Source organism: Pseudomonas sp. PDM24 (assembly GCF_019218905.1).
GTDB lineage: Bacteria > Pseudomonadota > Gammaproteobacteria > Pseudomonadales > Pseudomonadaceae > Aquipseudomonas.
The window spans coordinates 550,987-576,751 of record NZ_JAHUWR010000001.1; the positions used below are offsets into that span (position 1 = coordinate 550,987).

Annotated in this window: 22 protein-coding genes and 1 tRNA gene; 8 read left to right on the forward strand and 15 right to left on the reverse strand. The window is 60.9% G+C overall.

The window, feature by feature from the left end:
* The first annotated feature begins 121 nt into the window (after window positions 1–121).
* From KW837_RS02580 to KW837_RS02595, 4 genes are all read left to right on the forward strand, one after another.
* Entirely contained in the window at window positions 122–394 is a 273-nt protein-coding gene (locus tag KW837_RS02580; protein ID WP_002552737.1) for an HU family DNA-binding protein, read from the forward strand.
* A 53-nt stretch (window positions 395–447) separates the two neighbouring features.
* Window positions 448–524: transfer RNA gene (locus KW837_RS02585), tRNA-Asp, on the forward strand.
* 102 nt (window positions 525–626) lie between these two features.
* Entirely contained in the window at window positions 627–2,498 is a 1,872-nt protein-coding gene (locus KW837_RS02590; RefSeq protein WP_218394383.1) for a SurA N-terminal domain-containing protein, read from the forward strand.
* A 229-nt stretch (window positions 2,499–2,727) separates the two neighbouring features.
* Window positions 2,728–3,582 (forward strand): DUF2242 domain-containing protein, encoded by an 855-nt coding sequence (locus KW837_RS02595; RefSeq protein ID WP_218394384.1) that lies wholly within the window; start codon window positions 2,728–2,730, stop codon window positions 3,580–3,582.
* Window positions 3,583–3,965: 383 nt separating this feature from the next.
* On the opposite strand, the gene KW837_RS02600 is transcribed toward KW837_RS02595, so the two are convergent.
* Both KW837_RS02600 and KW837_RS02605 read right to left on the reverse strand, forming a co-directional pair.
* Window positions 3,966–5,006 carry an AraC family transcriptional regulator gene (locus tag KW837_RS02600; protein WP_192342580.1) on the reverse strand — a complete coding sequence of 347 codons (1,041 nt, stop codon included), beginning with the start codon at window positions 5,004–5,006 and terminating at the stop codon, window positions 3,966–3,968.
* 4 nt (window positions 5,007–5,010) lie between these two features.
* On the reverse strand, window positions 5,011–6,141 hold the full coding sequence (locus KW837_RS02605; protein ID WP_218394385.1) for a nitrilase-related carbon-nitrogen hydrolase: 1,131 nt from the start codon (window positions 6,139–6,141) through the stop codon (window positions 5,011–5,013).
* Between the two features lie 209 nt (window positions 6,142–6,350).
* Between KW837_RS02605 and KW837_RS02610 the strand changes: the two genes are divergently transcribed.
* Both KW837_RS02610 and KW837_RS02615 read left to right on the forward strand, forming a co-directional pair.
* Window positions 6,351–8,390 (forward strand): NADPH-dependent 2,4-dienoyl-CoA reductase, encoded by a 2,040-nt coding sequence (locus tag KW837_RS02610; RefSeq protein ID WP_218394386.1) that lies wholly within the window; start codon window positions 6,351–6,353, stop codon window positions 8,388–8,390.
* Window positions 8,391–8,564: 174 nt separating this feature from the next.
* Window positions 8,565–9,497: a 1-aminocyclopropane-1-carboxylate deaminase/D-cysteine desulfhydrase gene (locus tag KW837_RS02615; RefSeq protein ID WP_218394387.1), complete on the forward strand. Its 933-nt coding sequence runs from the start codon at window positions 8,565–8,567 to the stop codon at window positions 9,495–9,497.
* 124 nt (window positions 9,498–9,621) lie between these two features.
* Here KW837_RS02615 and KW837_RS02620 read toward each other — a convergent pair whose 3' ends face one another.
* The 3 genes from KW837_RS02620 to KW837_RS02630 all read right to left on the reverse strand — a co-directional run bounded on the left by KW837_RS02620 (window position 9,622) and on the right by KW837_RS02630 (window position 12,423).
* Window positions 9,622–10,170: a cytochrome b gene (locus tag KW837_RS02620; RefSeq protein WP_218394388.1), complete on the reverse strand. Its 549-nt coding sequence runs from the start codon at window positions 10,168–10,170 to the stop codon at window positions 9,622–9,624.
* A gap of 190 nt (window positions 10,171–10,360) precedes the next feature.
* Window positions 10,361–11,188, reverse strand: coding sequence for a phosphonoacetaldehyde hydrolase (gene phnX / locus KW837_RS02625; RefSeq protein ID WP_218394389.1), 828 nt, complete (start codon window positions 11,186–11,188; stop codon window positions 10,361–10,363).
* A 125-nt stretch (window positions 11,189–11,313) separates the two neighbouring features.
* Entirely contained in the window at window positions 11,314–12,423 is a 1,110-nt protein-coding gene (locus KW837_RS02630; RefSeq protein WP_218394390.1) for a 2-aminoethylphosphonate--pyruvate transaminase, read from the reverse strand.
* Between the two features lie 113 nt (window positions 12,424–12,536).
* Between KW837_RS02630 and KW837_RS02635 the strand changes: the two genes are divergently transcribed.
* Window positions 12,537–13,400, forward strand: a complete 864-nt coding sequence (locus KW837_RS02635) for a LysR substrate-binding domain-containing protein (RefSeq protein ID WP_218394391.1) — start codon at window positions 12,537–12,539, stop codon at window positions 13,398–13,400.
* Between the two features lie 152 nt (window positions 13,401–13,552).
* Here KW837_RS02635 and KW837_RS02640 read toward each other — a convergent pair whose 3' ends face one another.
* On the reverse strand, window positions 13,553–14,977 hold the full coding sequence (locus KW837_RS02640) for a type VI secretion system Vgr family protein (protein WP_218394392.1): 1,425 nt from the start codon (window positions 14,975–14,977) through the stop codon (window positions 13,553–13,555).
* Window positions 14,978–15,208: 231 nt separating this feature from the next.
* Here KW837_RS02640 and KW837_RS02645 point away from each other — a divergent pair, with 231 nt between their 5' ends.
* Window positions 15,209–15,913 (forward strand): YebC/PmpR family DNA-binding transcriptional regulator, encoded by a 705-nt coding sequence (locus KW837_RS02645; protein ID WP_007903391.1) that lies wholly within the window; start codon window positions 15,209–15,211, stop codon window positions 15,911–15,913.
* Window positions 15,914–16,044: 131 nt separating this feature from the next.
* On the opposite strand, the gene KW837_RS02650 is transcribed toward KW837_RS02645, so the two are convergent.
* From KW837_RS02650 to KW837_RS02690, 9 genes are all read right to left on the reverse strand, one after another.
* On the reverse strand, window positions 16,045–17,346 hold the full coding sequence (locus KW837_RS02650) for a leucine-rich repeat-containing protein kinase family protein (RefSeq protein ID WP_218394393.1): 1,302 nt from the start codon (window positions 17,344–17,346) through the stop codon (window positions 16,045–16,047).
* 198 nt (window positions 17,347–17,544) lie between these two features.
* Window positions 17,545–18,675, reverse strand: a complete 1,131-nt coding sequence (gene zapE, locus KW837_RS02655; protein WP_218394394.1) for a cell division protein ZapE — start codon at window positions 18,673–18,675, stop codon at window positions 17,545–17,547.
* Between the two features lie 228 nt (window positions 18,676–18,903).
* Window positions 18,904–19,950, reverse strand: coding sequence for an ABC transporter substrate-binding protein (locus tag KW837_RS02660; RefSeq protein WP_192342590.1), 1,047 nt, complete (start codon window positions 19,948–19,950; stop codon window positions 18,904–18,906).
* A gap of 17 nt (window positions 19,951–19,967) precedes the next feature.
* Window positions 19,968–21,083, reverse strand: coding sequence for an FAD-binding oxidoreductase (locus tag KW837_RS02665; protein WP_218394395.1), 1,116 nt, complete (start codon window positions 21,081–21,083; stop codon window positions 19,968–19,970).
* On the reverse strand, window positions 21,080–22,435 hold the full coding sequence (locus KW837_RS02670; RefSeq protein WP_218394396.1) for an NAD(P)/FAD-dependent oxidoreductase: 1,356 nt from the start codon (window positions 22,433–22,435) through the stop codon (window positions 21,080–21,082). Before KW837_RS02670 ends, KW837_RS02665 begins: the two co-directional genes overlap by 4 nt.
* A gap of 154 nt (window positions 22,436–22,589) precedes the next feature.
* Window positions 22,590–22,880 (reverse strand): (2Fe-2S)-binding protein, encoded by a 291-nt coding sequence (locus tag KW837_RS02675; protein ID WP_218394397.1) that lies wholly within the window; start codon window positions 22,878–22,880, stop codon window positions 22,590–22,592.
* Between the two features lie 7 nt (window positions 22,881–22,887).
* Entirely contained in the window at window positions 22,888–23,682 is a 795-nt protein-coding gene (locus KW837_RS02680; protein ID WP_007896923.1) for an ABC transporter permease, read from the reverse strand.
* Window positions 23,683–23,688: 6 nt separating this feature from the next.
* Entirely contained in the window at window positions 23,689–24,558 is an 870-nt protein-coding gene (locus tag KW837_RS02685) for an ABC transporter permease (protein ID WP_192342594.1), read from the reverse strand.
* Complete coding sequence (locus KW837_RS02690; RefSeq protein WP_218394398.1) at window positions 24,555–25,580, reverse strand: ABC transporter ATP-binding protein; 1,026 nt, start codon at window positions 25,578–25,580, stop codon at window positions 24,555–24,557. Before KW837_RS02690 ends, KW837_RS02685 begins: the two co-directional genes overlap by 4 nt.
* Window positions 25,581–25,765: the final 185 nt, after the last annotated feature.

Genomic DNA, 25,765 nt, shown 5'->3' on the forward strand with positions numbered 1-25,765 from the left:
AGTTTTTTAGAGCCCTTGTTATAAAGCGGCTCTTAAGTGTCTGTAGGCCATTCAGCACTCGTTTTTTTGCTTTCACCAAAAAACTTAGAATCAAACTCAAATAGATATAAGGGGACTTAGAGTGAACAAGTCGGAACTGATTGATGCTATCGCTGCATCCGCTGATATCCCGAAAGCTGCTGCTGGCCGTGCGCTGGACGCTGTAATCGAATCCGTCACTGGCGCTCTCAAGGCTGGCGACTCTGTTGTTCTGGTTGGTTTCGGTACCTTCTCCGTAACCGATCGTCCAGCTCGCATTGGTCGTAACCCACAGACCGGTAAGACGCTGGAAATCGCTGCTGCCAAAAAGCCAGGTTTCAAAGCCGGTAAAGCACTGAAAGAAGCTGTCAACTAAGTTCGATTCAGGTTTTTGCCTATCCGGGTCGGGGTCATTCCTGACTTGGCAGCGGAGCGGTAGTTCAGTCGGTTAGAATACCGGCCTGTCACGCCGGGGGTCGCGGGTTCGAGTCCCGTCCGCTCCGCCAGTTACGAGAAGGCGCATCCTCGGATGCGCCTTTCTTCTATCCGGATTCTACCCACGCTCCACGGTTGCCTAATTTTGAAGTTCAACCGTTTCTGGGGGACGCATGCTGCAGAATATCAGGGACAATTCACAAGGCTGGATTGCCAAGACCATTATCGGGATCATCGTTGTACTGATGGCTTTCACCGGTATCGAGGCCATTTTCCAGGCGACGACCAACAGCCAGGATGCGGCCAAGGTCAATGGTGAAGAAATCAGTCAAAACGAGCTGAACCAGGCGGTCGATATGCAACGCCGTCAGCTCATGCAACAGCTTGGCAAGGATTTCGATGCTTCCTTGCTCGACGAAAAAATGCTGCGCGAATCGGCCCTCAAAGGCCTGATTGATCGCAAACTGCTGCTGCAAGGCGCAGAAAAATCGAAATTCGCTTTCTCCGAAGCGGCTTTGGATCAGGTGATCCTGCAAACGCCTGAATTCCAGGTGGAAGGCAAATTCAACGCCGATCGCTTCGATCAGGTGATCCGTCAACTGGGCTATAGCCGTCTGCAATTTCGCCAGATGCTGGCTCAGGAAATGCTGATCGGTCAGCTACGTGCTGGCTTGGCCGGTAGCGGCTTTGTCACCGATGCACAGGTTCTGGCCTTCGCCCGTCTGGAAAAACAGACCCGCGATTTCGCCACCTTGAACGTCAAGGCAGATCCTGCGGCGGTGAAACTGACTGACGACGAAGTCAAAGCCTACTACGACGAACACGCCAAGGAATTCATGACGCCGGATCAGGTGGTCATCGACTACCTCGAATTGAAGAAGGCGTCCTTCTTTGATCAGGTCAGCGTCAAGGACGAAGACTTGCAAGCGGCGTATCAGAAAGAAACCGCGAACCTGTCCGAGCAACGCCGGGCTGCGCATATTCTGGTCGAAGTGAACGATAAGGTGACCGAGGCGCAAGCCAAGGCCAAAATCGAAGAAGTGCAGGCGCGTCTGGCCAAAGGCGAGAAATTCGAGGCTCTGGCCAAGGAGTTCTCCCAGGATCCAGGCTCGGCGAACAACGGCGGTGACCTCGGTTATGCAGGTCCAGGCGTCTACGATCCAGCGTTTGAAAAAGCCCTGTATTCGTTGGCCAAGGCTCAGGTTTCGGAGCCGGTTCGCACTGACTTCGGTTTCCACCTGATCAAGCTGCTGGGCGTTGAAGCCCCTGAAGTGCCGACGTTTGCCAGCCTGAAAGACAAGCTGACCCGCGAGCTGAAAACCCAGCAGGTCGAGCAGCGTTTCGTCGAGGCGACCAAACAATTGGAAGACTCGTCGTTCGAAGCCTCCGATCTGGCCCAGCCGGCACAAGACCTGAAGCTGACTGTCCACACGTCCGCGCCATTCGGCCGGGAAGGTGGCGAAGGAATTGCGGCCAACCGTGCCGTAGTGACCGCTGCGTTCAGTCCTGAAGTGCTGGATGAGGGTGCCAACAGCACCGCCATCGAGCTGGACCCGGAAACCGTGATCGTGCTGCGCGCCAAGGAACACCGCAAGCCTGAGCAACTGCCGCTGGAAAGCGTGGCTGCCAGCATCCGTGCGCAGCTGACCAAGGAGCATGCCAGTGCTGCCGCCAAGACCAAGGCTGATCAACTGATCGTCAGCCTGCGCGATGGCAAGACTGCACTGGACCAGGCGATCGATGGCCAGAACTGGAAAGTGACTCAAGCTGCGACGCGTGCTCAGGAAGGGGTCGACCCGACTGTGCTGCAAGCGCTGTTCCGCATGCCCAAGCCGGTTGCCAAAGACAAGCCGACCTTCAGCAGCGTGACCCTGGCCGATGGTAGCCTGGTGATCGTGCGTCTGAACGGCGTGAACGAAGCTGCGGCGCCGACCGAAGAAGAGAAGGTTCAATACCGTCGCTTCCTCGCCTCGCGCATTGGCCAGCAAGACTTCGCGGCTTACCGCAAACTGTTGGAAAGCGAGGCTGAGATCAAGCGTTTCTGATGCTTGACTGAGCTTTGCGCGACACAAAAACCCCGGCCGTAAGGCTGGGGTTTTTTATGGGTGAAACAAAAATGGCATGAGCTACCCGTCGCCTGCTTATTTACCGCGCGACTTTTTCCTGTCAGTAACAGTCAGTAGACTTGTAACTGTTTCAAGACACCAAACGGTGCGACGCTAAGCATCGATCTGTTGCACAATACGCCCCGAACCGTTTTCCTCAGGATGTTCAATGTTTAAATCAATTCCCATGCGTGTTGTCGGGCTGGCCTTGGTGCTGGCCGCCGCTGCCGGTTGTTCGTCGAAGAAAGCCGCCATCTACGAGCATGAGAACTTCGACGACTCCGGAACGTTCTCGCGCAATTACCCGGTGACCGATGCGCAAACCTGCGAGGCCGCCCGTCGGGCTTTGCTCAGCCAGGGTTACATCATCACCAGCGCCGATCCGAAGCTGGTCAGTGGACACAAGAGCTTCCAGCAGACTGGCGAGACCCACATGGAGATCAGCTTCAGCGTGGTCTGTGCCGATGACGGCAGCGAAGGGCATCACGCGACAATGTTCGCCAACGCCCTGCAGGACCGTTATGCGTTGAAGAAGACCAACAACTCCGCCAGCCTCGGTGTCGGTGTGTTGGGCTCGGTATCGATGCCGATCGGCTCGTCTGACGATTCGATGGTCAAGGTCGCCAGTGAAACCGTGTCCTCGGCCAAGTTCTACGAGCGTTTCTTTGCCTTGGTCGAGTTGTTCCTACCACCGGAGGCGAAGAAGGCGGCACACATTACCGAGAAGCCGAAGACTGATCTGGGTGTGCCCGAAGCCAAGGCTGCGCCGGCTCAGTTGGCGCCGACCTCGACCCCAGCGGCAGAACCTGCGCCTGCTCCAGCGCCGGCAGCCGAACCTGCACCCGCTGAAACCGCTCCAGCCAGTTCGGAGCCTGTTGTGCCACCTGCTGAAACGGCGCCGATTACCCCGGTGCAGAGCAGCGAGCCGACTTCGTCCACCGAAACAGTGGCTCCACCGGCGGATTCAAGCACCATGCCAGCACCGACCGAGCCAATTTCGGCCATGCCTGTCTCCGGCCAGTAATGGGCTGATGTTACGGGATCGGGTCAGACGACTCCGTCCCGCAACACCTTCCAAGTTTGATCCACATCAAGTCGAGCCGTATTCCCACCGCTCGTATCGAAAAAATCCTGTGATAAATTCCTGACCACCTGCTACGTTTTATTGATAGCGACGTAGTGTAATGCCCGCGTCATTTTTCTTTCATGCGGGCACTTTATGCTCAGGGCGCTGGTCATTTATTCAAGCGATTTTTTCAACAAGCGATGGGGGTTTAATAATGGACGATTATCAGGAAGAACTGCTCGAATACCAGGCGTTTGAACTGGACCCGCTGGAACCAGCCGAAGACGCTACCGAGCTTTAGGGGGAGCAGCGGGGAAACTTATTGAGAACGCCCCCTAACCTTACGCGGATTGGCGATGACTGCGGCGAAACTCGCCGGGGGTCTGGCCGTTCCAGCGTTTGAAAGCCCGTTGAAAGGCTTCGGCAGAGGCAAATCCCAGCAGGTAGGCGATTTCCCCGAACGCCAGTTCGGTGTCTCGGATGTAAGTCATGGCGAGGTCGCGGCGCGTGTCGTTGAGAATTGCACGAAATTGCGTGCCTTCCTCGGCGAGTTTGCGACGCAAGGTCCAGGTCGGCAGCTTCAGGCGTGCCGCCACTTCTTCCAGGTCGGGTTCCCGACCACCATTGAGCAACGGCCCCAGTAACTGAGTGATGCGTTCACGCAGGCTGCGGGTGCGTGTCAGTTGCTCCAGTTCCCGTTCACACAATTGCAGCAGGTGCCGCCAGGTACTGGGGCAGTGCTGCGGATTGCGCTGGGCGAGGCTGTCCAGGTTCAGGCGCAGTTGATTCTGTTCGGCGCCAAACTGAATCGGACAATCCCCCAACACGGCGTAGGCCTCGCGGTAATCCGGCGCTTCAAACTCGATCTCGATCCGTTCGGCGCGTAGCGGGGCAGGGCTTACGCTGGACAATTGCTGCAACCAGCCGGCGATGATCGAATCCACCACGAAGCGATTGTAGGCATTGTAGGGACTGATCGAATAGAACCGCAGCCAGGCGCCCTGGGCGTCTTCATGAAAGCTCGATTGGCCGCGATAGTTGGAGCCATACAGCGCTTCAAAGCGTATCAGGCAGCGCGCCGCTTCCCGCACGGTGGGGGCCTGGGCGGCGGTGACTCCGGCCAGGCCGGCCTGGCTCAGACGGCTGAGCTGGCCCATACGCAAACCCAGTGCCGGGTCGTCAGTCAGTTGAATGGCCCCGTGACCCAGGCGCATGTAGCGCGGGATCGAGAGGCGGGCGCCGGCCTCGGCCAGTCGTGCGGCGTCGAGGCCGTACTGTTCGAGCAGCGGTTGTGGGTCCAGGCCATGGCTGCGCACGGCGTCGGCCAGGCTATGGACGAAGCCCACCGACAAATCCCCGAGGCGCATCGGCTGCGGTTTCATCGGCTTACAGCCAGAGGTTCAGCAAACGCGCGCCCCGGGCATCGCCGTCGGCGAATTGTTGCCCGTTGCTGCTGAGGAAACTTTGACCGGCGCTGCCCTTGTCCCAGAACTGACCGCGCAGGAACACGCTCATGCCGGCGATGGTCTGGCTGCCGGACGGTTGGGCAATCAGCGTCAGCCGATGCCAGGCCTGACCTTCGCTGAGTTCGCCAGCCTTGAGACTGACAGAGCTAGGCGTGGACTGGCCTTTGTAGCCGCGCCACGGTTGGTCCCAAGACCCGCGCCCGACGACGAACGCCGGGACCGCCACCAGTTGCGCGCCTTGATCGTCGAGTTTGCGATAGTTTTCCGGATACCAACTGTCGCTGCCGATCAACACGCCCAAGCGTCCGGCCGGTGTGTCGACGACGTTGATCGTGTGTTCGGAATTGGCATCGACGGTGTCGTGACCAGCGAAAGTCGGGTGCATTTGCCGCTGCGGCTGGCCGATCGGCAAACCGTCGCGACCGAACACGACGCTGCTGTTGTACAGGGCACCGCGGCCAATCTTCAGGGTGCCATCGCTGACACTCGGCTCGGGCAACACGATGGAACCCGCCACCAGAGTGATGCGGAATTCTTTCGCCAAGCCGCCGAACAGCGCCTGGTAACTCTTGGCCATTTTCTTGGCTTTCATCCGCAAGTGCGCATCGTCGAGACGGCTACCGCCCTCGGCACTGATCAGGGCGCGGATGAACTGCAACGGGTTGCTCACCGCCAGCCAGTTCATCGCTTCCTTGAGCGTAGTGGCCTGGTACAACTCGTCTTTTTCGCCGCTGATCATCAGCCAGGTACCGACATGTTCGGGCAGTACGACGATGGTCTTTTCATTCAGCAGGCCCTGATCCTGAGCCTTCTGCAAGTAAGCCGCGAGCTTGCGGTGCAGGCGTTCGGGGCTTTGATAATCGGTGGGGAACAGCTCGGGCTGGATACCCAGCAGATTGCCGCGATCGGCGGGGGTGCCCTGATCGACCGCAAGGCTGATACGCAAATCCGACAGGTAATGACCCACCGGACGGTCCGCGGCCCACATGGCGTAGGTCGTGAGGACGGCGATCAACGCCATGGAGAAGGTCAGGTACAAAAGTTTGCGCATGGGGAAACAGTCAACGGCCGTGTGCAGGGTTCGCGACTAGGGTAGGGCCCATCCCCGCGCTTGCCAAGGGGCGCTGCACATTTGGATCAATAAGTTGTCAGTTACGGTCATTGAGTGACAGCGGTGCGACTCTTAGTCTGTCGAACATGACTGACGGGGGCCGAAGAGCTCCTGCATTTTTTCCGTGATCGCTCGTTGTGGAGTTACCGATGGCCGCCGCTCATTACCCGCACCTGTTGGCCCCGCTGGACCTGGGTTTTACCACGTTGCGCAACCGCACCCTGATGGGCTCGATGCACACGGGGCTTGAGGAAAAGCCCGGCGGTTTCGAGCGCATGGCCGCGTACTTCGCCGAGCGTGCCCGTGGTGGCGTTGGCCTGATGGTCACCGGCGGTATCGGCCCGAATGATGAGGGTGGGGTTTACTCCGGCGCGGCCAAGCTGACCACCGAGGAAGAAGCACTCAAACACCTGATCGTCACCCGAGCAGTGCACGAGGCGGGCGGCAAGATCTGCATGCAGATTCTTCATGCCGGGCGTTATGCCTACAGCCCGAAACAAGTGGCCCCGAGCGCGATTCAGGCGCCGATCAACCCGTTCAAGCCTAAAGAGCTGGACGAAGAAGGCATCGAGAAGCAGATCAGCGATTTCGTCACCTGCTCGACCCTGGCGCAAAAAGCCGAGTACGACGGCGTCGAGATCATGGGCTCCGAAGGTTATTTCATTAACCAGTTTCTCGCGGCCCACACCAACCATCGCACTGACCGCTGGGGCGGTGCTTACGAAAACCGCATGCGCCTGCCGGTGGAAATCGTCCGCCGGGTGCGCGAAGCGGTCGGCCCGAACTTCATCATTATCTTCCGCCTGTCGATGCTCGATCTGGTGGAAGGCGGCAGCAGCTGGGAAGAGATCGTGCAATTGGCCAAGGCCATCGAGCAGGCCGGTGCGACGATCATCAACACTGGCATCGGCTGGCACGAAGCGCGGATTCCGACCATCGCCACCAAGGTGCCGCGTGCGGCGTTCAGCAAAGTCACGGCCAAGCTGCGTGGCTCGGTCAGTATTCCGCTGATCACCACTAACCGCATCAACACCCCGGAAGTCGCCGAGCAGATTCTGGCCGAAGGCGATGCCGACATGGTGTCCATGGCGCGGCCGTTCCTCGCCGATCCGGATTTCGTCAACAAGGCTGCGGCCGGTCGTGGCGATGAAATCAACACCTGCATCGGTTGCAATCAGGCGTGCCTGGATCACACCTTTGGCGGCAAGTTGACCAGTTGCCTGGTGAACCCACGGGCCTGCCATGAAACCGAACTCAATTACCTGCCGGTGCAGCAGATCAAGAAAATTGCTGTGGTCGGCGCAGGCCCTGCGGGACTGTCTGTCGCGACCGTGGCTGCTGAACGTGGTCACCAGGTGACGTTGTTCGATTCGGCCAGCGAAATCGGCGGCCAGTTCAACATTGCCAAGCGCGTGCCGGGCAAAGAAGAGTTCTTCGAAACCCTGCGCTACTTCAACCGCAAATTGCAGACCACCCACGTCGAACTGTGCCTGAACACCCGTGTGGACGTGGCGCAGCTGGTTGAGGGCGGTTACGACGAAATCATCCTGGCGACCGGCATTGCGCCACGGGTGCCGGCGATACCGGGCGTCGAGCATGCCAAGGTGCTGAGCTACCTGGACGTGATCCTCGAGCGCAAACCGGTGGGCAAGCGCGTCGCGGTGATCGGCGCCGGCGGTATCGGTTTCGACGTGTCGGAATTCCTCGTTCACAAGGGTGTGGCCACCAGTCAGGACCGCGAAGCGTTCTGGAAGGAGTGGGGCATCGATACACACCTGGAAGCGCGCGGCGGCGTTGCGGGTATCAAGGCTGAGCCCCATGCGCCGGCCCGTGAAGTGTTCCTGCTGCAACGCAAGACATCCAAGGTCGGCGATGGCCTGGGCAAGACCACCGGCTGGATTCACCGCACGGGTCTCAAGAACAAGCAGGTGCAGATGCTCAACAGCGTCGAGTACCTGAAGATCGACGATGAAGGCCTGCACATCCGTATCGGTGAAAGCGGCGAACCGCAGGTGCTGCCGGTGGACAACATCGTGATCTGCGCCGGACAGGATCCGTTGCGTGAGTTGCAGGACGGTTTGCTCGCGGCCGGGCAGAACGTGCATTTGATCGGCGGCGCGGACGTGGCGGCGGAGCTGGATGCCAAGCGCGCGATCAACCAGGGTTCGCGGTTGGCGGCTGAGTTGTAATGGAGTAGGCAGGCTTAGCTTGCCAATGGCCTTCGCGGGCAAGCCTCGCTCCTACAGGGTTTCGAGTTAAAGCACCATTGGGTGAGCAACCTGAAACCTGTAGGAGCGAGGCTTGCCCGCGAAGGCGTCCTGTCTGCTGCTAAGATATGGGCTCTTTACCCCGAGCCGGCATCAATGCTTTCCCCACCAACAGACTGGCTACCCCAAGCCCCCCTCGACCCCCTTCACCTCGACTGGCTCACCACCGCCGGCATCGACGTCGCGATCCTTCGTCTGAACCAGATCGACCCGCTGATCAGCGGTAACAAGTGGTTCAAACTCATCGAACACCTCAAAGCCGCTGACCAGAATGGCGCCCAAGGCATCATCAGCCTGGGCGGTGCCCATTCCAACCATCTCCATGCATTGGCCGCTGCAGGCAAACGCTTTGGTTTCACCACGGTCGGACTGCTGCGTGGGCATCCGCAAGACACTCCGACGGTAAAGGACTTGCAGGCATTCGGCATGCACTTGCACTGGTTGGGTTATGGCGGTTATCGCGCGCGACATGAACCGGGCTTTTGGCAGCCATGGCGGGAGCAATACCCCGAGCTACATCCAGTGCCGGAAGGTGGCGGCGGCTTGCTTGGGGCGAAGGGGTGCATGCGGCTGAAGGAGATGGCCTGCCAGCAACTGAGTGCTTTGGGTTGGAGCAATTATGATGGCTGGTGGCTGGCCTGCGGAACGGGTACCTCCCTGGCCGGTCTGGTTCTGGCCGAGGCGGGTGAGCATCCGGTGTATGGCGCGCTGGCGGTGCCTGACGATCATGGCGTGGCGCAGCAGGTCGACATGATTGTGCAGGACGCCGGACTGATCGATCCCGCCTATGAACTGCTGGACGCCAGCCGTGGCGGTTTTGCCAAAGTCGATCCGCCGTTGCTTGCGTTCATCGAGCAGACCGAACAGGCCAGTGGCATTCCTCTCGAACCGCTGTACACCGGCAAAGCGCTGCTGGCGCTCAAGCAGCAAGTCGAGGCGGGTAAATTTGCCCGGGGAACGCGACTGATCTTCGTCCATACCGGCGGCTTGCAGGGCCGCCGGGGGTTCAGTTCACGGCGAGAGGGCTAAATCCTGTAGGAGCGAGGCTTGCCCGCGAAGAATGCACCGCGGCTTTTCAGGTATCACGCGTCATCGTTCTTCGCGGGCAAGCCTCGCTCCTACAGGTTTTGTGTCTTGATTTACCACGCCGAACTCAACCGCGCTTGGGCATCATCCGCAGCAGGGTGTTATCGCGCACCACATAGTGGTGGTGCAGCCCGGCTACGGCGTGCAGGCCGATCAGCCAATAGCCGATCGTCCCGCCGAGCACATGCCAGCCCTCAAGCTGCTTGGCCAGCGGTTTGTTTTCTTCGATCAGCAACGGCAGATCAATGCCATAGAACATCACCTGATGCCCCTCGGCGCTGGTAATCAGCCAGCCCAGAATCGGCATGGTGATCATGAAAATATACAGCGCCCAATGCATCAGTTTGGCGAGCAGGGTCTGCCAGCGTGGCGAGGCGGGGAAGATCTGCGGCGCCGGCCCCAGGCTGCGGGCGAACAGCCGCAACCAGACCAGCACGAACACCGTCAGGCCGAGCATGAAGTGGGCTTCCTTGATCAGCGTCCGGCCGCCACTGCCTTTGGGGAATATCCCGCGCAATTCGATGCAGGCGTAAACCACTAATAGCAGAACCAGCATCAACCAGTGCAGCGCGATCGATACGGTACTGTAGCGTGATTCGGAATTCTTCCAGGGCATACGGTGTTTCCTCACAGGTCTGGTCTGAAGTCACCGTTCTTGTTCGACGGCGTGGGTTAACTGTAATCCTGTTTGGGGGATTTGCCTGAGACCAATGGGCTGTTCAATGCTCTGAATCAAGTAATCGACCACAAAAAAGCGCCAGTTCCGTTAAAGGAACTGGCGCTTTTCTGTGAGGAGAGGGATGCAATCAGTTGGTTTGCGGCATCTCGCCGTTGGCCAGGCGCTTGTTGATGTCGGCGATCACCTCGGGCAAGTCGGTGAGGGTGTCGATCATGTAGTGCGGCCGCGAGCCTTCGAACATGGCGTGAATGCGCTTGCGTTCGCTGGCCAGTTTATCGCTGCTCAGGGCGCGATAGCCTTCGTAGTCCAGACCCAGCGCGTTGCCGGAGCAAATCAACGCCACGGTCCACATGCCGGCGCGGCGACCTTCGAGAATGCCCGGCACCGTGTCGTCGATCTTCACGCAGGCCGCGACGTCGTCGATGCCCAGGGCAATCACGTTGGCCAGTGCCTGAGCCGGCCATGGGCGGCCGTTGGGCACTTCGTCGGTGGCGACCACGTGATCGGCGATGTAACCGTTGGTGGTGGCCAGTTCGACGACTTTGTCCATGACCTGTTTCGGGTAGCCGGAGCAGGAGCCGATCTTGATCCCTTGCTGGCGCAGGTTGGCGATGGTGTCCAGGGCGCCCGGAATCAGGGCCGAGTGTTCGGCGATTTTTTCGATCTGCAGCGGCATGAAGCGTTTGTAAATGGCAGTGACGTCATCGTCGGTCGGTGTGCGACCAAACACGTTGCGGTAACGCTCGGCGACTTGCGGCTGATCGCACAGGGTACGAATGTGATCCCATTTGCCCATGCCCATCGGTCCGCGGGCCTCTTCGATGGAAACCTGGACGTCGAACTCGGCGAAGGCTTCGACAAAAATCTGCGTCGGGGCGAAAGAGCCGAAGTCGACCACGGTGCCGGCCCAGTCGAGGATGGCGGCTTGGAGTTTGGTTGGGTTGCTGTAGTTCATGTGAGGTGTCCCTTGTAGGAGCGAGGCTTGCCCGCGAAGAACGATAATTCGGTTTAACTGACGGACCGTGTCGTCTGCATTCGCGGGCAAGCCTCGCTCCTACAGGGACGGCGGTGTCTGTTAATTCAGATGTCGATGACTTCCATCTCGCGCAGCACCTCGGCGACCGCCGCCACCGCGGCGTGCATGTCGGCCTGGTTGACGTGGCCGATGCAGCCGACGCGGAAGGTTTCGACCTGGGTCAGTTTGCCGGGGTAGAGGATGAAACCCTTGGCCTTGACCCGTTCGTAGAATTCCTTGAACTGATAGCGCGGGTCTTTCGGCGCGTGGAAGGTGACGATGATCGGCGCCTGGATCGCGGCGGGCAGGAAGCTGCGCAGCCCCAGTTTGGCCATGTCATCGAGCAGCACCTGGCAGTTATTGGCGTAGCGCTGATGCCGTGCGGGCAAGCCGCCTTCTTCGTTGTATTGCAGCAGCGCTTCGTGCAGCGCCGCGACCACGTGGGTCGGCGGGGTGAAGCGCCATTGGCCGGTCCCGGCCATGTAGGTGTGCTGGTCGAACAAGTCCATTGCCAGTGAGTGCGAATTGCCGGCGGCATTGGCCAGCGCTTCTTTTCGCGCAAAAACGAAGCCCATCCCTGGCACACCTTCCAGGCATTTGCCCGAGGCGGCGATCAGCGCATCGAACGGCACATCTTGGGCGTCAATCGGCAGGGCGCCAAACGAACTCATGGCGTCGATGATCAGGCGTTTGCCGTGCTGCTCGATAACGTGGGCGATTTCAGCCAGCGGGTTGAGGATACCGGTGCTGGTTTCGCAGTGAATCAGCGCGACGTGGGTGATGCTGGCATCGGCCCGCAGCAGGCGGTCGACGTCGACGGCGGTGGTCGGTTCGTCTTCGGCGGTTTCGAAGGTGCTGAACGAGCGGCCGAGCACTTCGCAGATCTTCGCCAGACGCTTGCCGTAGGCGCCATTGATCAGCACCAGAACTTTACCGTTGCGAGGCACCAATGTGCCGATGGCTGCCTCGACCGCGAACGTGCCGCTGCCTTGCAACGGCACGCAGTGATGGCTGTCGCCGCCGTTGATGATGGTCAGCAGTTGTTCGCAGAGGCTGGCGGTCAGTTGGTTGAAGCGGTCATCCCATGAGCCCCAGTCGACCATCATTGCCTGACGGGTGCGGCTCGATGTGGTCAATGGGCCGGGGGTGAGCAGGATGGGCTCGGCAGTACTCATTCTTGTGTCCTTGCAAAAGCTCAGTGGGATGAAGCTACGGGACATAAATTGCAATTCGGTGAGCTATCAATCAAATTGTTTGTTGTTATGCCAGCCATCAGTGAGAGTTATTCATGAATCTGTTTCAGCTGCGTGCCTTCGACGCTGTGGCTCGGGAAGGCAGCTTCACCCGCGCCGCCGAGCGCCTGTTTATCAGCCAACCGGCGGTCACCGGGCACATCAAGGCGTTGGAGGAGCACTACCAGATCACTTTGTTGCGACGCACCGCGCGGCGCGTCGAGCTGACGGAAGAGGGCACCAAACTGGCAGCGATCACTCGGGCGATGTTTGGCTTGGCCGAAGAAGCGCAGGTGATGCTGGAGGCCAACCGGCAGCTGCTGACCGGGCGCCTGGAAGTGGCGGCGGACGGGCCGCATATGGTCATGCCGATGCTCGCCAGTTTGCGTGCGCGTTATCCGGGGATCACCGTGAACCTGCGGTTGGGCAATGCTCAGGAAACATTGGCGGCGTTGTTGTCGGAGCATGCCGACGTGGCGGTGCTGACCGAGGTCGAGCCGCGCAAGGGGCTGCACCTGCAAGCGTTGAGCGAGTCGAGGATTTGTGCGTTGGTGCCTGCTGGACATCCGTGGGCGCAGCAGTCGAAAGGGGTACAGCTCAAGGAGCTGGACCAGGTGATCATGGTCTTGCGTGAACCGAGTTCGATTACCCGACGCACGTTCGACGAGGCATGCGCTCAGGCCAGGGTCAATCCACGGGTGTTACTGGAGTTGGACAGTCGCGAGGCAGTGACCGAGGCCGTGGCCGCAGAATTGGGCGTGGGCGTGGTGTCGTCGGTGGAAGTCAGCCATGACCCGCGGGTGGCGGCGGTGCCGATTATTGGCGAGGGTCTGGTCAATCGGCACATGATCGGGTGCATGGAGCGGCGGCGGGATTTGCGCTTGATCCAGGCGTTTTTTGGGTTGGCGCCTGGCAGATAAACCGAGGTGCGGCCTTCGCGAGCAAGCCCGCTCCCACATTTGATCTTCAGCAGACACAAATTGTGTGTACGACAGAGATCCACTGTGGGAGCGGGCTTGCCCGCGAAGAGGCCGGACCTGCCTACACCAGACTCCCGGTGCGCCGACAAAACTCAAGGGGCGAGATCCGGGCGGTTGACCAGCCAATCGAGTAGCAGACGGCCATCGCGGCGTGGCTCGGAAGCAGGCCGGGAAGACTTTGGATGGCCCATGCCGGCACACAGCACTGGCCGGTCCGGATCGCTGTCGAGAAAACTGATCAGCACGTCGGAGCCGGCCGTGGGCAGCCTGGCCGGATCGATCCGACTGTCCGGCGCCGCGAGGGCGATCGGTAGCCAGAGACCGACGGATTCATCCGCCTCGAACGCCGGCGTCGGCCATAACCTGACCTGTATCCGGCCTTGATCATCGAGTGCCGCCGGTTGCCCGGCGGGGCCGAGTACCCGGGCGATCTGATAGCCCGGGATGCTCGGCTTGATCTGTTTAAGCGCCGGCCTGAAGACCGTTGACCAGGGAATGGCCGTGAACTGATTGCTATAGCGCCGGGCACTGCCGGGCTGATCCTCGGCGAGAATCGAGGGCTGCTGCCCCTGGTGCCGGATATCGGTGAGCAGCCACTGATCGTTGAAACTCGAGAGCGGATGCTGCGCCACTTGCAGGATCCGTCCACTGCGCAGTTCGCTCTGGTTGCTTTGGCCGTGGATCTGCCGTTGCGGGCAACGCAGGCGTTCCAGCCGTCGGCGGCTGAGCTGGTCGTGATGAAGCTGTGCAGGTGCAGGGCGTGCCGTGACCGGGCCCGTTCTGGCGAGCATATGATTAGCCGCTCCATCGCCGACCACCGGCGCGCCGCGGTTTCTGGCTTCCCATCGTGCCGGGGCGGGGACCGGCTCATGGCGCTGGAACAGTTCGCTGATGACCGGCAAGACGGAGTCGTTGAATACGTCGTCCTGGAACGGCATCAACAGTGGCTCCTGGGGGAAACTCAAGCTGTCATCGGCCAGCACCAGTACGTGTCCATCGGGCTGATGTTCGAAGTGATAGTGGATGCCTTCTTCCTCACACAGCCGCTGCAGGAAGGCCAGATCGCTCTCATCGTACTGAATGCAAAAAGGCCGGGGCGGGTAGCCGCCGTTTGCCAGTTCGAAACGATAACTGTGCTCGGGCAACTGATGCTCCTCCAGCAACTGGCGCACGATCGCGGGGACGCTGAGACGATGAAACACCCGACGCAAACTGTGTCGATCCAAGTGTTGCAGATGGGGCGTCAGCACCAGGGAATAGCCGACCCGGTGCGGGCCGCGATGTTCGCGACTGATGCTGTGGATCACGCCGTGAATGCCCTGGTCATCCGCCAGCCGCAAAAACGCCGGTTGTTGTAACCATTGGTCGAGGTGCATCGCCGGAGCGAGGCCGATCACGTCGATGTCGAATCGATAGGGCTGGTTGAGACCTTCACGGCCGCTGAACTGCAACACCTGCAGACTCAGACCGCCGTCGAGCAGTGTCAGGGTAAAGGGGCTTTCCTTGTCGTTGTGCATCGAACGCGCTTCTGCCAGGGAGGATGGGCGCAGAGGGTACGAAACCACAGCCCTGAAGCGTCACCGCAAATCGACTTTTCAGAATCGCCCTACAAACACTGATGAAGATGTCGATTCGTCACGGGGTGAAGATCTTGGAATTTTTGGTCGATTGGCGTCTTTAGGCCGTATAAACTTGCGCAACGCGTCGGCCAATAGATGTCTCGGCGCCACAGATCAAGAGAGTGAGTAATGGGCGCACAGTGGAAGGTTAAACACAAAGAAGCGGCAGCCAACGCCAAAGGCAAGATCTTCGGCAAACTGGTGAAAGAAATCACCATCGCTGCCCGCAACGGTGCCGATACCACCACCAACGCACACCTGCGTCTGGTGGTCGAACAGGCGAAAAAAGCCTCGATGCCCCGCGAAACCCTGGAACGCGCGATCAAGAAAGGCTCCGGCCAGCTCGGCGAAACCGTGCAATACCATCGCGTGACGTATGAAGGGTTCGCACCGCATCAGGTGCCGCTGATCGTTGAATGCGTGACTGACAACATCAACCGCACCGTCGCTGAAATCCGCGTCGCGTTCCGTAAGGGCCAGTTGGGCGCTTCCGGTTCGGTGGCCTGGGACTTCAACCACGTCGGCATGATCGAGGCGTCCCCGGACAGCCCTGACGCCGACCCGGAAATGGCTGCGATCGAAGCCGGTGCCCAGGATTTCGAGCCGGGTGAAGACGGCGCGACGCTGTTCCTGACCGAACCTGCAGACCTGGATGCGGTACAGAAAGCGCTGCCGGAGCAGGGTTTCACCGTGTTGTCGGCCAAGTTGGGCTACCAGCCGAAGAACCCGGTCAGTGGTTTGAGCGATGAGCAGATGGCAGAAGTCGAAGCGTTCCTCGAAGGCCTCGATAACCATGATGACGTGCAGGACATGTTTGTCGGGTTGGCGGGTTAAGTCTGTGTGTCATTGACGGCTTTTGTTGCCTGGCAGGCCGTCTTCGCGAGCAAGCCCGCTCCCACATTCGATCTGTGGCGTTCACAAATCCTATGTGGGAGCGAGCCTGCTCGCGATTGACCGCGCAGCGGTCACCGTCCCTTCAACGCCTGCACAACCTCGCTGAACCCCGGCCGCGCCAGCACATCCGGCTGACAGCAACGCTGCTGTAGATCCTCTAACGCGCCCCGCTGTTCATCACTCAACCCCGAGTCGATTCGCTCCAGCAATTCCCCCAGCAGCACCCCAAACGCCCGCACCTCGATCCGTTGCAGCGCGCGGCTTTCAAGGCTGTCCGAAGTGGCATGGAAAGACGCCGCGCCAAAGTCGCCCAACAGGCAATCGCCATGCTCGTTCCACATGATGTTGTGACCATAGAGGTCGCCGTGGGTGATGCCTTGGAGGTGCAAATGTTCAGCCACTGAAGCAATGCCACTGGCGATGCGCAGTGCCGCGCCAGCGCTGAACCGGGTGTCGTCGGTGTAGACGTCGCGGGTGCAGGACGCCAGGCTCGGCAGCCCGGCCAGGTTGCGATAACTCGGATCGATCAGTTGCATCACCAGCCCGGCCTGCGCTTGCGGATGGCCGACGATTCGCCCTTCGACCCGGATCAGATTGGGGTGGATGCCGGCGGTGATGCAGGCGTTCATTTCGTGCAACGGCGAGCCATCGCTGGTCATTTCTCCTTTGTAGAGCTTTACCGCGACCTGTTTCGTCTGTTCCCACAACGCCTGATGGATAACCCCCGACGCGCCTTCGCCGAGTTTTTTCTCCAGGTTCAGTTGGGACCAGGGAATGCTCGCCGTGGCTTCAAGCGCAGCCGCGTCGGCTTCGGTTTCCAGCGGGTTACCGGCGTACGCCAGCCAGGTCAGGCTCGGCAGGGTCAGCAGCCACTCGGGAAGCTCGGTGAGCTGATTGGCGGCGATGCGGATCAGCTCGAGTCGATGGCAATGACTCAGGCTTTCGGGGAGACGCTGTAACCGGTTGCCGGCGAGCATGAGCTTTTGCAGATGCGGGCATTCACCCAGTTCGGTCGGCAGTTCCGTGAGGCGGTTGTCAGTCAGGATCAGCCAGCGCAACAGCGGCGGCAGGGCGGCGCCCGGCACGTTTTCGATGGCGTTGGCCTTGAAGCCGATCATCGTCAGCGCGGTGCACTGGCCAAGGCAAGCGGGCAGTTCGGTGAACTGATTGTCCGAGCAGAACAGCACGCGTAAACGGGTCAGGCGGTGCAGGTCGTCTGGCAGGCTGCGCAAGGCGTTGCCGCTGAGGTTGAGCACTTCCAGCGAGTCCGCCAGGTCGAAGATTTCCCGGGGGAACTCGGTCAGTCCGCAGGACAGATCCAGACGGGTGATGCCCGACAGTTGGCCGGCGCGCAGTTGGGCGAGGGTATCCATGGGCAGGTTCGCTATTGATCAGGAGGAGGGCGTGGGGGCCTGGAAATGGGCGACATGATAGCGGGAAAGTTGTGGTGCTTGTCAGGCCGCCTTCGCGGGCAAGCCTCGCTCCTACAAGAGATCGAGGTACAACACAAAACCGTTGTAGGAGCGAGGCTTGCCCGCGAAGAGGCCGGTCGCCCAACACAAGAGTCTTGATCAAACCTCTTCCTTGACCTCCACCAACTGCCCCAACCGGCTGCGCGTACGCGCCAGGTCGATAGCATCGCCACCCAGGCTTTCGCGCAATGACTGGTGACCGAGCAGAATCAGGTGCTTGTCCTGGTCGTACAAGACGTCGATCAGGTTGATGAAACGCTGTTGGGCGGCGATTGAACAGTCGGCGAGGCTGGGCAGTTTGTCGATGATCCAGCGGTCGAACCGTCGGCACAGTTCCAGGTAGTCCATGACCGCGGTGGGGTGTTCGCACAGGTCGGCGAAGGTGAAGCCGACGCTTCGCCCTTCACAGTATCGGGCTTGCAGGTGCCGTGTCCCGACGGGCAGCTGGATGGCCGGTGCGTCGTGTTCGAGCAGCTGCAACACTTGACGCTGGGCCACCGTGGCCGGCCAGACGTACCGGCCCTGGGTGAACAACTGCTGTGCGTGGGTGCGCGCCTGACTGCGGTAATCATGCGGGCCGCCGACTTCCATCACCTGCATGCGCGTGTTGACCAGATCGATCACCGGTTTGAAACGGGCGTGGTAGAGCGGGTTGGGTAGCAAACCTTCCGGCGGATAGTTGGAGGTCACCAGCAGCACAATCCCCCGGCGAAACAGCGCCTTGAACAGCCGCGTGATGAGCATCGCATCGCCGATGTCATGCACGTGGAATTCATCGAAACACAGCACCCGGCAGTCTTGCAGCAGTTCGTCGAGGGTGACCGCCAGCGCATCGGGCTGATCGCAATGGATGAACATGCCTTGGTGCAGTTGCGCAAAAAACTCATGGAAGTGCAGGCGTTGTTTTTCCGCGATGGGGATGGCCTGGAAAAAACCGTCGAGCAACCAGCTCTTGCCGCGCCCGACTGCACCAAAGAGGTAAAGACCGGGGAGTGTCGGCGCTGATGTGCCCAGCAGCGCCGAAGCGTGCTGCGCCATGCAGTCGATCACTCGTTGCTGGCTATGGCTGAGGGTGTAGCCCTGGTTATGGGCCTTGCGGTGGAAGTAGTCGTGGATCACCCGGCCCTGCGTACTGCCACTGGCCGGCGTCGCAGATGCCTTGCCGAAGAAACGGCGTAGCGCGGGCCAGCGTGGTGTGAGTCGCGGACGGTTGGGTGGTCGAATGGCCACTGTGAAGTCACCCCGTAGTCTTCAGGCCGCTCCCAAGCTGCGGCGGCGTAGTTTAACCAAATGGGGAATTTGCCTTCCACTGGTGTTGGTGAAGCTACTGTGGTGAGAGAGCTTTTGTGGCGAGGGAGCTTGCTCCCGTTGGACTGCGCAGCAGTTCCTTTTTTGGGGCCGCTTCGCAGCCCAACGGGAGCAAGCTCCCTCGCCACATGGATCTTTTGATCTTCGAGGTTAGCGCTCGATACTGCGATTCCACCGGGCATTCCACGCCGGGCGCTGTTCGTTGACCTGATCCCAGTCGATGGCGATCGCGGTCGTCAGATACTGCTTCATCGCCTCGACCTGACCGCGGGTCTTGTCGGTGGTTGGCGTATTCGGGTTGGACGGAATCTGATCGCCGTCTTCAAGCGCGGCGGCTTGCGCTTCGGGCGTCAGCAGGAAGGCCGCGAGTTTCTGCGCCAGTTCCGGTTGGGTATTGTTGGCGATGGCGCATTCGGCGACGTTGAGCACCACGGAGCCTTCCTTGGGCTGTGCATATTCCACCGGCATGCCCTTGAGTTTCAGCGCGGTGACCTGGGTCGGGGTCAGCGGGAACAGCGCCGCTTCGTCGGTCTGGAGCATTTCGGAGATCTTCGCCGAACTCGGAATGTACTCCAGCACGTTACGCCCGACGGTGTTCGGCCATGCCTTGAACCCCGGTTCGACGTCGGTTTCGCTGCCGCCCTGAATCCGGTTGAACATCAGAAAACCGTGCAGGCCGAAGGTCGAAGATGCCATCGACTGAAACACCAGTTTGTCCTTGAAGCGCGGGTCGGCCATGTCCATCCATGAGGTCGGTGCGCTCCAGCCTTTTTCCTTGAACAGCCGCGTGTTGTACGCCAGCCCGGTGACCCCAAGGCTGACCGCCACGGCTTGATCCTTGATGCGGCCTTTGGCCGGAATCTGCGCCAGGGGCGGGCTGTCTTCGAGTTTGTCGCACAAGCCCATGGCGATAGCGCGGTACATGATGCCGTCGTCGAGGAACATCACGTGCATCTGCGGGTTGCCTTTGCTGGCCTGGACCTTGGCCAGAATATCGGCGGAGGTTCCCGGCACGATCACCACTTTGACGTTATTGGCTTTCTCGAAAGCCGGCAGCACCTTGTCGGCGTAGAGCCGCTCCATGGTTCCGCCGTTCATGCCCAGGTAAAGCGTCGGTTCGGCCTGGGCCTGGTTGACCGTGAGCATGGCGCCCAAGCAAGAGAAACCGAGCAGTGCACTGCGTTTGAAATGATTCATGGCGCGACCTTCCTCTATCAAGCAACGGAGATGGAGTGAAACCGGGTGATGGAAAACGCATCCAGCGACGTCTTTGACGCGCCGCTACAGATGATCTCGGTGAGCGCCTGGCCCACCGCAGGCCCGATCTGAAAGCCTGCGCCGGCAAAGCCGAACGCGTGCAACAGACCGGGTTGGGTGCTGCTGTGGCCGATCACCGGTTGGCGATCGGGCAAATAACCTTCGGTGCCGCTCCAGGTGCGAATCGCCTGGGCGCCTTCGAGAAACGGGTAGAGTTCGACGGCCTGGCGCAAGATCTCGATGACGGCGTTCTGACCAGGCCGGGCGCGGGCGTCATCGAGGGCAAAGCCCTGGCCGCCGCCCAACACACAATTGCCGCGAGCGACCTGACGGGCATAGATGCCGCCACCCTCGACGCCGGTGCTGGCATTCATCACCAGCGGCAACGGTTCGGTGACCAGCATCGCCGGGTGACCGGCATGCATTGGCACCGCTTCGCCGAATTGCGCGGCGAGGTTTCCGGCCCAGGCACCGGCGCAATTCAGCAGCCAGGGGGCGTGCAGCTCGAGGCCGGATTGAGTGCTGACGTGAAAGCGCTGACCGTCATGCTCCACCGCCGTCACTGCGCATTGTTCATGGATTTGCGCACCGTGCCGACGCGCCGCCTGCGCGAAGGCCGGAGACACCAGTCGCGGGTTGGCGTGGCCGTCGTCCGGGCACAACGAAGCACCGACCGCGACCTCGCCGACCCACGGAAACCGTGCGCGCAACTGATTGCGGTCGAGTACCTGCAAATCGAGGCCGAACCCCTGGCTGCTGGCGGCGTAATCCTGCAAGGCGTGCAAGTCATTGATACTGCGGGCGAGCTTCAGGTGACCGCTGCGCTGATACTCGCCGTTGATGCCGATCAACTGCGGCAGTTGCCCCCAGATCTCGTGAGCCCGTTGCGACAGCGGCAATTGCGACAGCGGCCGGCCCTGACGACGCACGCCGCCGTAGTTCACACCGCTGGAGTGCGAACCGCAAAAGTCCCGCTCCAGCAATGCGACGCGACGGCCGGCCTTGCTCAAGAACAGGGCGGCGGAGGCCCCGACAATGCCGCCACCAATAATGATTGCATCGACCTCGATCATGGCTCGACCTCCAGACCGAACGGCAAGGGTTTGATCGGCGCCTGAGCTCGCAATCGGCCGATGTCGGACAGGTTGCGCTGGCTTTCGCAGGCGATGATTTCCGCTGCGGCGGCGCCACACATCCGTCCTTGGCAGCGACCCATGCCGACCCGGCAATGGGCCTTGACCCGATTGATCTCCCAATGGCCTTCGCGCACCACCTGGCGGATATCGCCGGCGCGCACTTCTTCGCAGCGGCAGATCATCAGTTCATCCGCGGCGTCGGTGGCCCAGCTTTCGGGAAAGATAAAGGCGCGCTCCAGGCCTTGGCGGAATCTGCCGATAGTGTTCAGCGACTGTTCCAGCTGGGTGGCACGCTGCGGCGGGATCAGGTAACCGATGTCTTCAAGCAGCGCCAGGGCAGCCCGTTCACCGGCCATTTCCGCGGCGTCGGCACCCATGATGCCGGCGCCGTCACCGGCCAGGTACACCTCGGCGACACTGCTGCGACCGGCGCTGTCGCGCTGCGGCAGCCAGGCGCGGTTGAGTGGGTTCCAGGTGAATTCACAGCCCAGCAAGTCGGCGAGTTGGGTTTCGCTGCGTAGGCCGTGGGCGAAGGCTACGGCGTCGCATTCGATTCGATGTTCACTTGCTGCGTTATGCCAATTCAGCGATTGCACGCGGTGTTCGCCATCGATGCGTTTCAAGGTAGCGCCCTGGTGCACCGGGATGCCATGGGCGGTCAGCCAGGTGCGGTAATAAATGCCTTTGGCCAACGTGGTCGGTTGCGCCAGCAGACCGGGCAGGGCGCGGGCCTGAGCGCTGAAGGGCGAGCTGTCGAGCACGGCGATCACGTTGGCGCCGGCCTTGGCGTATTGGTACGCCACCAGATACAGCAACGGCCCGCTGCCGGCGAACACCACCCGTTCGCCGATGGCACAGCCTTGAAACTTCAAGGCAATCTGCGCCGCACCGAGGCTGTAGACCCCCGGCAACGTCCAGCCTGGCACGGGCAAAATCCGGTCGGTGGCGCCCGTGGCGACGATCACCCGGGAGAATTCCAGCCGTGCGGCGCGGCCCTCATGCAAGGTGTCGAGCGCCCCAGCTTCGGCGTTCCACACCAGCGTGTCAGGACGGTAATCGAGTTGCTCGCGCAGTGCGTCGATTGTCTGGTGCAGCGCGTTGGCCTTGCGTGCTTCGAAGCCATACAGCTTGAGCGACGAACGCTTGAAATTCGCCGGCTGACGCCGATAAATCTGCCCGCCACCGCGGGCGGCTTCGTCCAGCAGCACGGGGTGCACGCCGTGGGCAACGAGGGTTTGCGCCGCACGGATTCCAGCGGGGCCTGCGCCGATGATGACTACAGGTTTCATGCCCACCTCATAAGTGATCGACACTGCAATCCTGTGGGAGCGGGTTTGCTCGCGAAGGGGGCGGCACATTCAATAGGTGTGGTGGCTGACACGACGCTTTCGCGAGCAAGCCCGCTCCCACAGGGGATTGGGTTTCTGCAGGGGAAGTTGGTGTTCATAGGGAGCGCCCCGGTTCGCGACTGATGTGTTGACCGGCTTCGAGCAGCGTCGAGCAAGCCCGCACCCGGCGGCCATCGCCCAGGCGTACCCAGCAGTCCTGGCAGGCGCCCATCAGGCAGAAGCCGGCGCGGGGTTCGGCGCTGAAGTCGCTGCCGCGCAGGTGTTCGCTGCAGGTCAGCACGGCCGTCAGCAGGGTGTCGCCGAGCAAGCCACGGGCAGGCTTGCCGTCGAGGGTAAAGTCCAGGGCCGGGCGGTCGCCTTCGGCCAGTCGTTTCAGCAGAGCCATGGCGACCTCATTGTTTACCCACCAGCACCCGATCCAGGCCGTAGACCCGATCGAGCAGAATCATCGTCAACGCCGTCAGCGCAATCACCAGGGCCGACACCGCCGCCATCATCGGATCGATGGATTCGGTGGCGTACACGTACATGCGCACCGGCAGCGTTTGCGTGGCCGGCGAGGTGACGAAGATCGACAACGTGACCTCATCGAAACTGTTGATGAACGCCAGCAGCCAGCCACCGGCGACCCCGGGCAAAATCATCGGCAAGGTGATTTGCCGGAACAACGTGAAGCGTCCGGCGCCCAGGGATTGCGCGGCGTGTTCGGCACTGCGGTCCAGACCGATGGCCGAGGCCAACACCAGTCGCAGCACGTACGGCGTGATCACCAGCACATGGGCGAAGATCAGCCAGGCGAAGCTGCCGTTGACGCCCATCAACGCAAACAACCGCAGCAACGCGACGCCCAGCACCAGGTGCGGAATGATGATCGGCGACAAGAACAGCCCGTTGAAAAAGTCCCGGCCGGGGAACTCGAATCGAGTGATCGCCAGGGCTGCCGGCACCGCGATCAGCGTCGCCAGCGTGGCGGCGCAGAACGCCAGGATCAGGCTGTTGTAGAACGCATCGACAAAGTCTGCACGCTCGAACACTGCACGGAACCAGCGCAGGGAAAACTCCGTGGTCGGCAGGCTCAGGGTGTTTTCCGGGGTGAAGGCGACGAGGCACACCACCACCAGCGGCGCGAGCATGAACAGCACCACAAGGGTATGGAACAGCAGGGCGAAAGGACCGTTTCTGGACATGACGAGTTATCCCAATGACTTCTTGTAGCGGCCTTCGATCATCCGGTTCCACGACAGCATGATCAGCAGGTTGAGCAACAGCAGCGCGACGGCGATGGACGCGCCCATCGGCCAGTTCAGCTCCGACAGGTACTGGTCGTAGATCAGCGTGGCGACCATCTTTATCCGGCGTCCTCCGAGCAGTCCGGGAATGGCAAATGAACTGGCCGCGAGGCCGAACACGATCAAGGTGCCGGAGAGCACACCGGGCATGATTTGCGGCAGCACCACTTTGCGCATCACCGTGAGGTGGCTGGCGCCCAGTGACAGCGCGGCCTGTTCGGCGGCCGGGTCGAGTTTCTGCAGCGAGGTCCAGACCGGAATGATCATGAATGGCAGCATCACGTGGACCAGGGCGATCACCACGGCGAACGGCGTATAAAGCAACTTCATCGGCGAGCCACCGAAGGCTTGCAGGGTCTGGTTGACCAGGCCGTCGGCGCCGAGCAACAGGCTCCAGCCGAAGGCGCGCACCACCACCGAAATCAGCAACGGCGTGAGGATCAGAATCAGGAAGATCGAGCGCCACGGCGCGCCCATGCGGCTGAGGATGTAGGCCTCGGGCACGCCGATCACCACGCAGAGCAGGGTGGTCAGGGCGCTGATCCAGAACGTGCGCAGAAAGATCTCGTAGAAGTACGGATCGCCCAGCAGGCTGCTGTAGTGATCGAGGGTGTAGGCGTCGCTGTTAATTCCCGAGCTGTAGTCGAAGACGTTGAACGACAGCACTAGCGTCAGGCCCAACGGGATGACCAGTAAACCGAGGTACAAGGCCAGGGCCGGTGCTGACAGCCAATAACCCTGGCGTCCCTGGCGAATGACGACAAGCGTACTCATGCCGACACCTCATCGACACTCAGCACCCGCAGCAGCGCCGAGTCCCAGTCGAGGCCGACCGCCGTGCCTTCGATCAAGGGAGCCGAACCGTCGTTGCGGCGCACCACGCTGAGTTCGCCCAACGATGTCGATACGCCGTACAGCCATTGGCTACCGAGGAAGAAGCGGCTGACGATCTTGCCTTGCAAACGACCATGGCCAACATCACGCAGATCGATTTTTTCCGGGCGCAGGCTCAGGGTCAGTTCGCCGTCGCCACGATTGCAGACCTGCACAACGCCAGCGCTGTCCCGTTCGCCGGGCAGCAGATTGGCCTTGCCGACGAAGCCGGAAATGAACTCGGTGCGCGGGTGTTCGTAGAGGGTGTAGGGCGCGTCGATCTGGGTGATGCGTCCGGCCTGCATTACCACCACCCGGTCGCTGATCGACAGCGCTTCGGACTGGTCGTGGGTGACCATCAGCGTGGTGATGCCGACCTCGCGCTGGATGCGGCGGATTTCGAACTGCATCTCTTCGCGCAGATTGGCGTCGAGGTTGGACAGCGGTTCGTCGAGCAGCAGCACCGGCGGCTCGATCACCAACGCCCGGGCCAGCGCAACACGTTGGCGCTGACCGCCGGAGAGTTCTCGTGGATAACGCTCGGCGTGTTGGTTCAGACGTACCAGTTTCAGCACCCGATCCACCCGTTGCTGCAACTCGCCATTGGGCACTTTGCGCATGCGCAGGCCGAAGGCGACATTGTCTTGCACGGTCATGTGCGGGAACAGCGCGTAACTCTGGAACACCACCCCGAGGCCGCGACTGGCGGGTTTGGCGTGGGTGATGTCGCGACCGTCCAGCACAATGCGCCCGCTGCTGACTTCGACGAAGCCGGCGATCATTTGCAGGGTGGTGGTTTTGCCGCAGCCGGAGGGGCCGAGCAAGGAAACGAACTCGCCTTTTTCCACCGACAGGTTGGTGGCGACGACCGCGTCGATTTCGCCGTAACGTTTGCCGAGGTTTTCAAGTTGCACGAAGGCCATGACTGCGCTCCACCTGAGATTGTTATGCGTCGCCAAAGGCGCGCTTTTTTGTATGGGCAGATACGAAAAGGATGTTGCCGGGGTGCGTTGGCGCTCGACTTCTGTCGGCTGCCTCTGTTGTTCGAATCGCCCCTGATGGACGCAGAGTAGGACGAAGAATAGGATGGGCTCAATGGCCTATTTCA

Excerpts from the sequence above, each read along its gene's own strand:
- KW837_RS02590 (WP_218394383.1), top strand. The coding sequence starts at position 627 with ATGCTGCAGAATATCAGGGACAATTCACAAGGCTGGATTGCCAAGACC.
- KW837_RS02595 (WP_218394384.1), top strand. The coding sequence starts at position 2,728 with ATGTTTAAATCAATTCCCATGCGTGTTGTCGGGCTGGCCTTGGTGCTG.
- KW837_RS02600 (WP_192342580.1), bottom strand. The coding sequence starts at position 5,006 with ATGAAACCGCAGCCGATGCGCCTCGGGGATTTGTCGGTGGGCTTCGTC.
- KW837_RS02605 (WP_218394385.1), bottom strand. The coding sequence starts at position 6,141 with ATGCGCAAACTTTTGTACCTGACCTTCTCCATGGCGTTGATCGCCGTC.
- KW837_RS02610 (WP_218394386.1), top strand. The coding sequence starts at position 6,351 with ATGGCCGCCGCTCATTACCCGCACCTGTTGGCCCCGCTGGACCTGGGT.
- KW837_RS02615 (WP_218394387.1), top strand. The coding sequence starts at position 8,565 with ATGCTTTCCCCACCAACAGACTGGCTACCCCAAGCCCCCCTCGACCCC.
- KW837_RS02620 (WP_218394388.1), bottom strand. The coding sequence starts at position 10,170 with ATGCCCTGGAAGAATTCCGAATCACGCTACAGTACCGTATCGATCGCG.
- phnX (WP_218394389.1), bottom strand. The coding sequence starts at position 11,188 with ATGAACTACAGCAACCCAACCAAACTCCAAGCCGCCATCCTCGACTGG.
- KW837_RS02630 (WP_218394390.1), bottom strand. The coding sequence starts at position 12,423 with ATGAGTACTGCCGAGCCCATCCTGCTCACCCCCGGCCCATTGACCACA.
- KW837_RS02635 (WP_218394391.1), top strand. The coding sequence starts at position 12,537 with ATGAATCTGTTTCAGCTGCGTGCCTTCGACGCTGTGGCTCGGGAAGGC.
- KW837_RS02640 (WP_218394392.1), bottom strand. The coding sequence starts at position 14,977 with ATGCACAACGACAAGGAAAGCCCCTTTACCCTGACACTGCTCGACGGC.
- KW837_RS02645 (WP_007903391.1), top strand. The coding sequence starts at position 15,209 with ATGGGCGCACAGTGGAAGGTTAAACACAAAGAAGCGGCAGCCAACGCC.
- KW837_RS02650 (WP_218394393.1), bottom strand. The coding sequence starts at position 17,346 with ATGGATACCCTCGCCCAACTGCGCGCCGGCCAACTGTCGGGCATCACC.
- KW837_RS02660 (WP_192342590.1), bottom strand. The coding sequence starts at position 19,950 with ATGAATCATTTCAAACGCAGTGCACTGCTCGGTTTCTCTTGCTTGGGC.
- KW837_RS02665 (WP_218394395.1), bottom strand. The coding sequence starts at position 21,083 with ATGATCGAGGTCGATGCAATCATTATTGGTGGCGGCATTGTCGGGGCC.
- KW837_RS02670 (WP_218394396.1), bottom strand. The coding sequence starts at position 22,435 with ATGAAACCTGTAGTCATCATCGGCGCAGGCCCCGCTGGAATCCGTGCG.
- KW837_RS02675 (WP_218394397.1), bottom strand. The coding sequence starts at position 22,880 with ATGGCTCTGCTGAAACGACTGGCCGAAGGCGACCGCCCGGCCCTGGAC.
- KW837_RS02680 (WP_007896923.1), bottom strand. The coding sequence starts at position 23,682 with ATGTCCAGAAACGGTCCTTTCGCCCTGCTGTTCCATACCCTTGTGGTG.
- KW837_RS02685 (WP_192342594.1), bottom strand. The coding sequence starts at position 24,558 with ATGAGTACGCTTGTCGTCATTCGCCAGGGACGCCAGGGTTATTGGCTG.
- KW837_RS02690 (WP_218394398.1), bottom strand. The coding sequence starts at position 25,580 with ATGGCCTTCGTGCAACTTGAAAACCTCGGCAAACGTTACGGCGAAATC.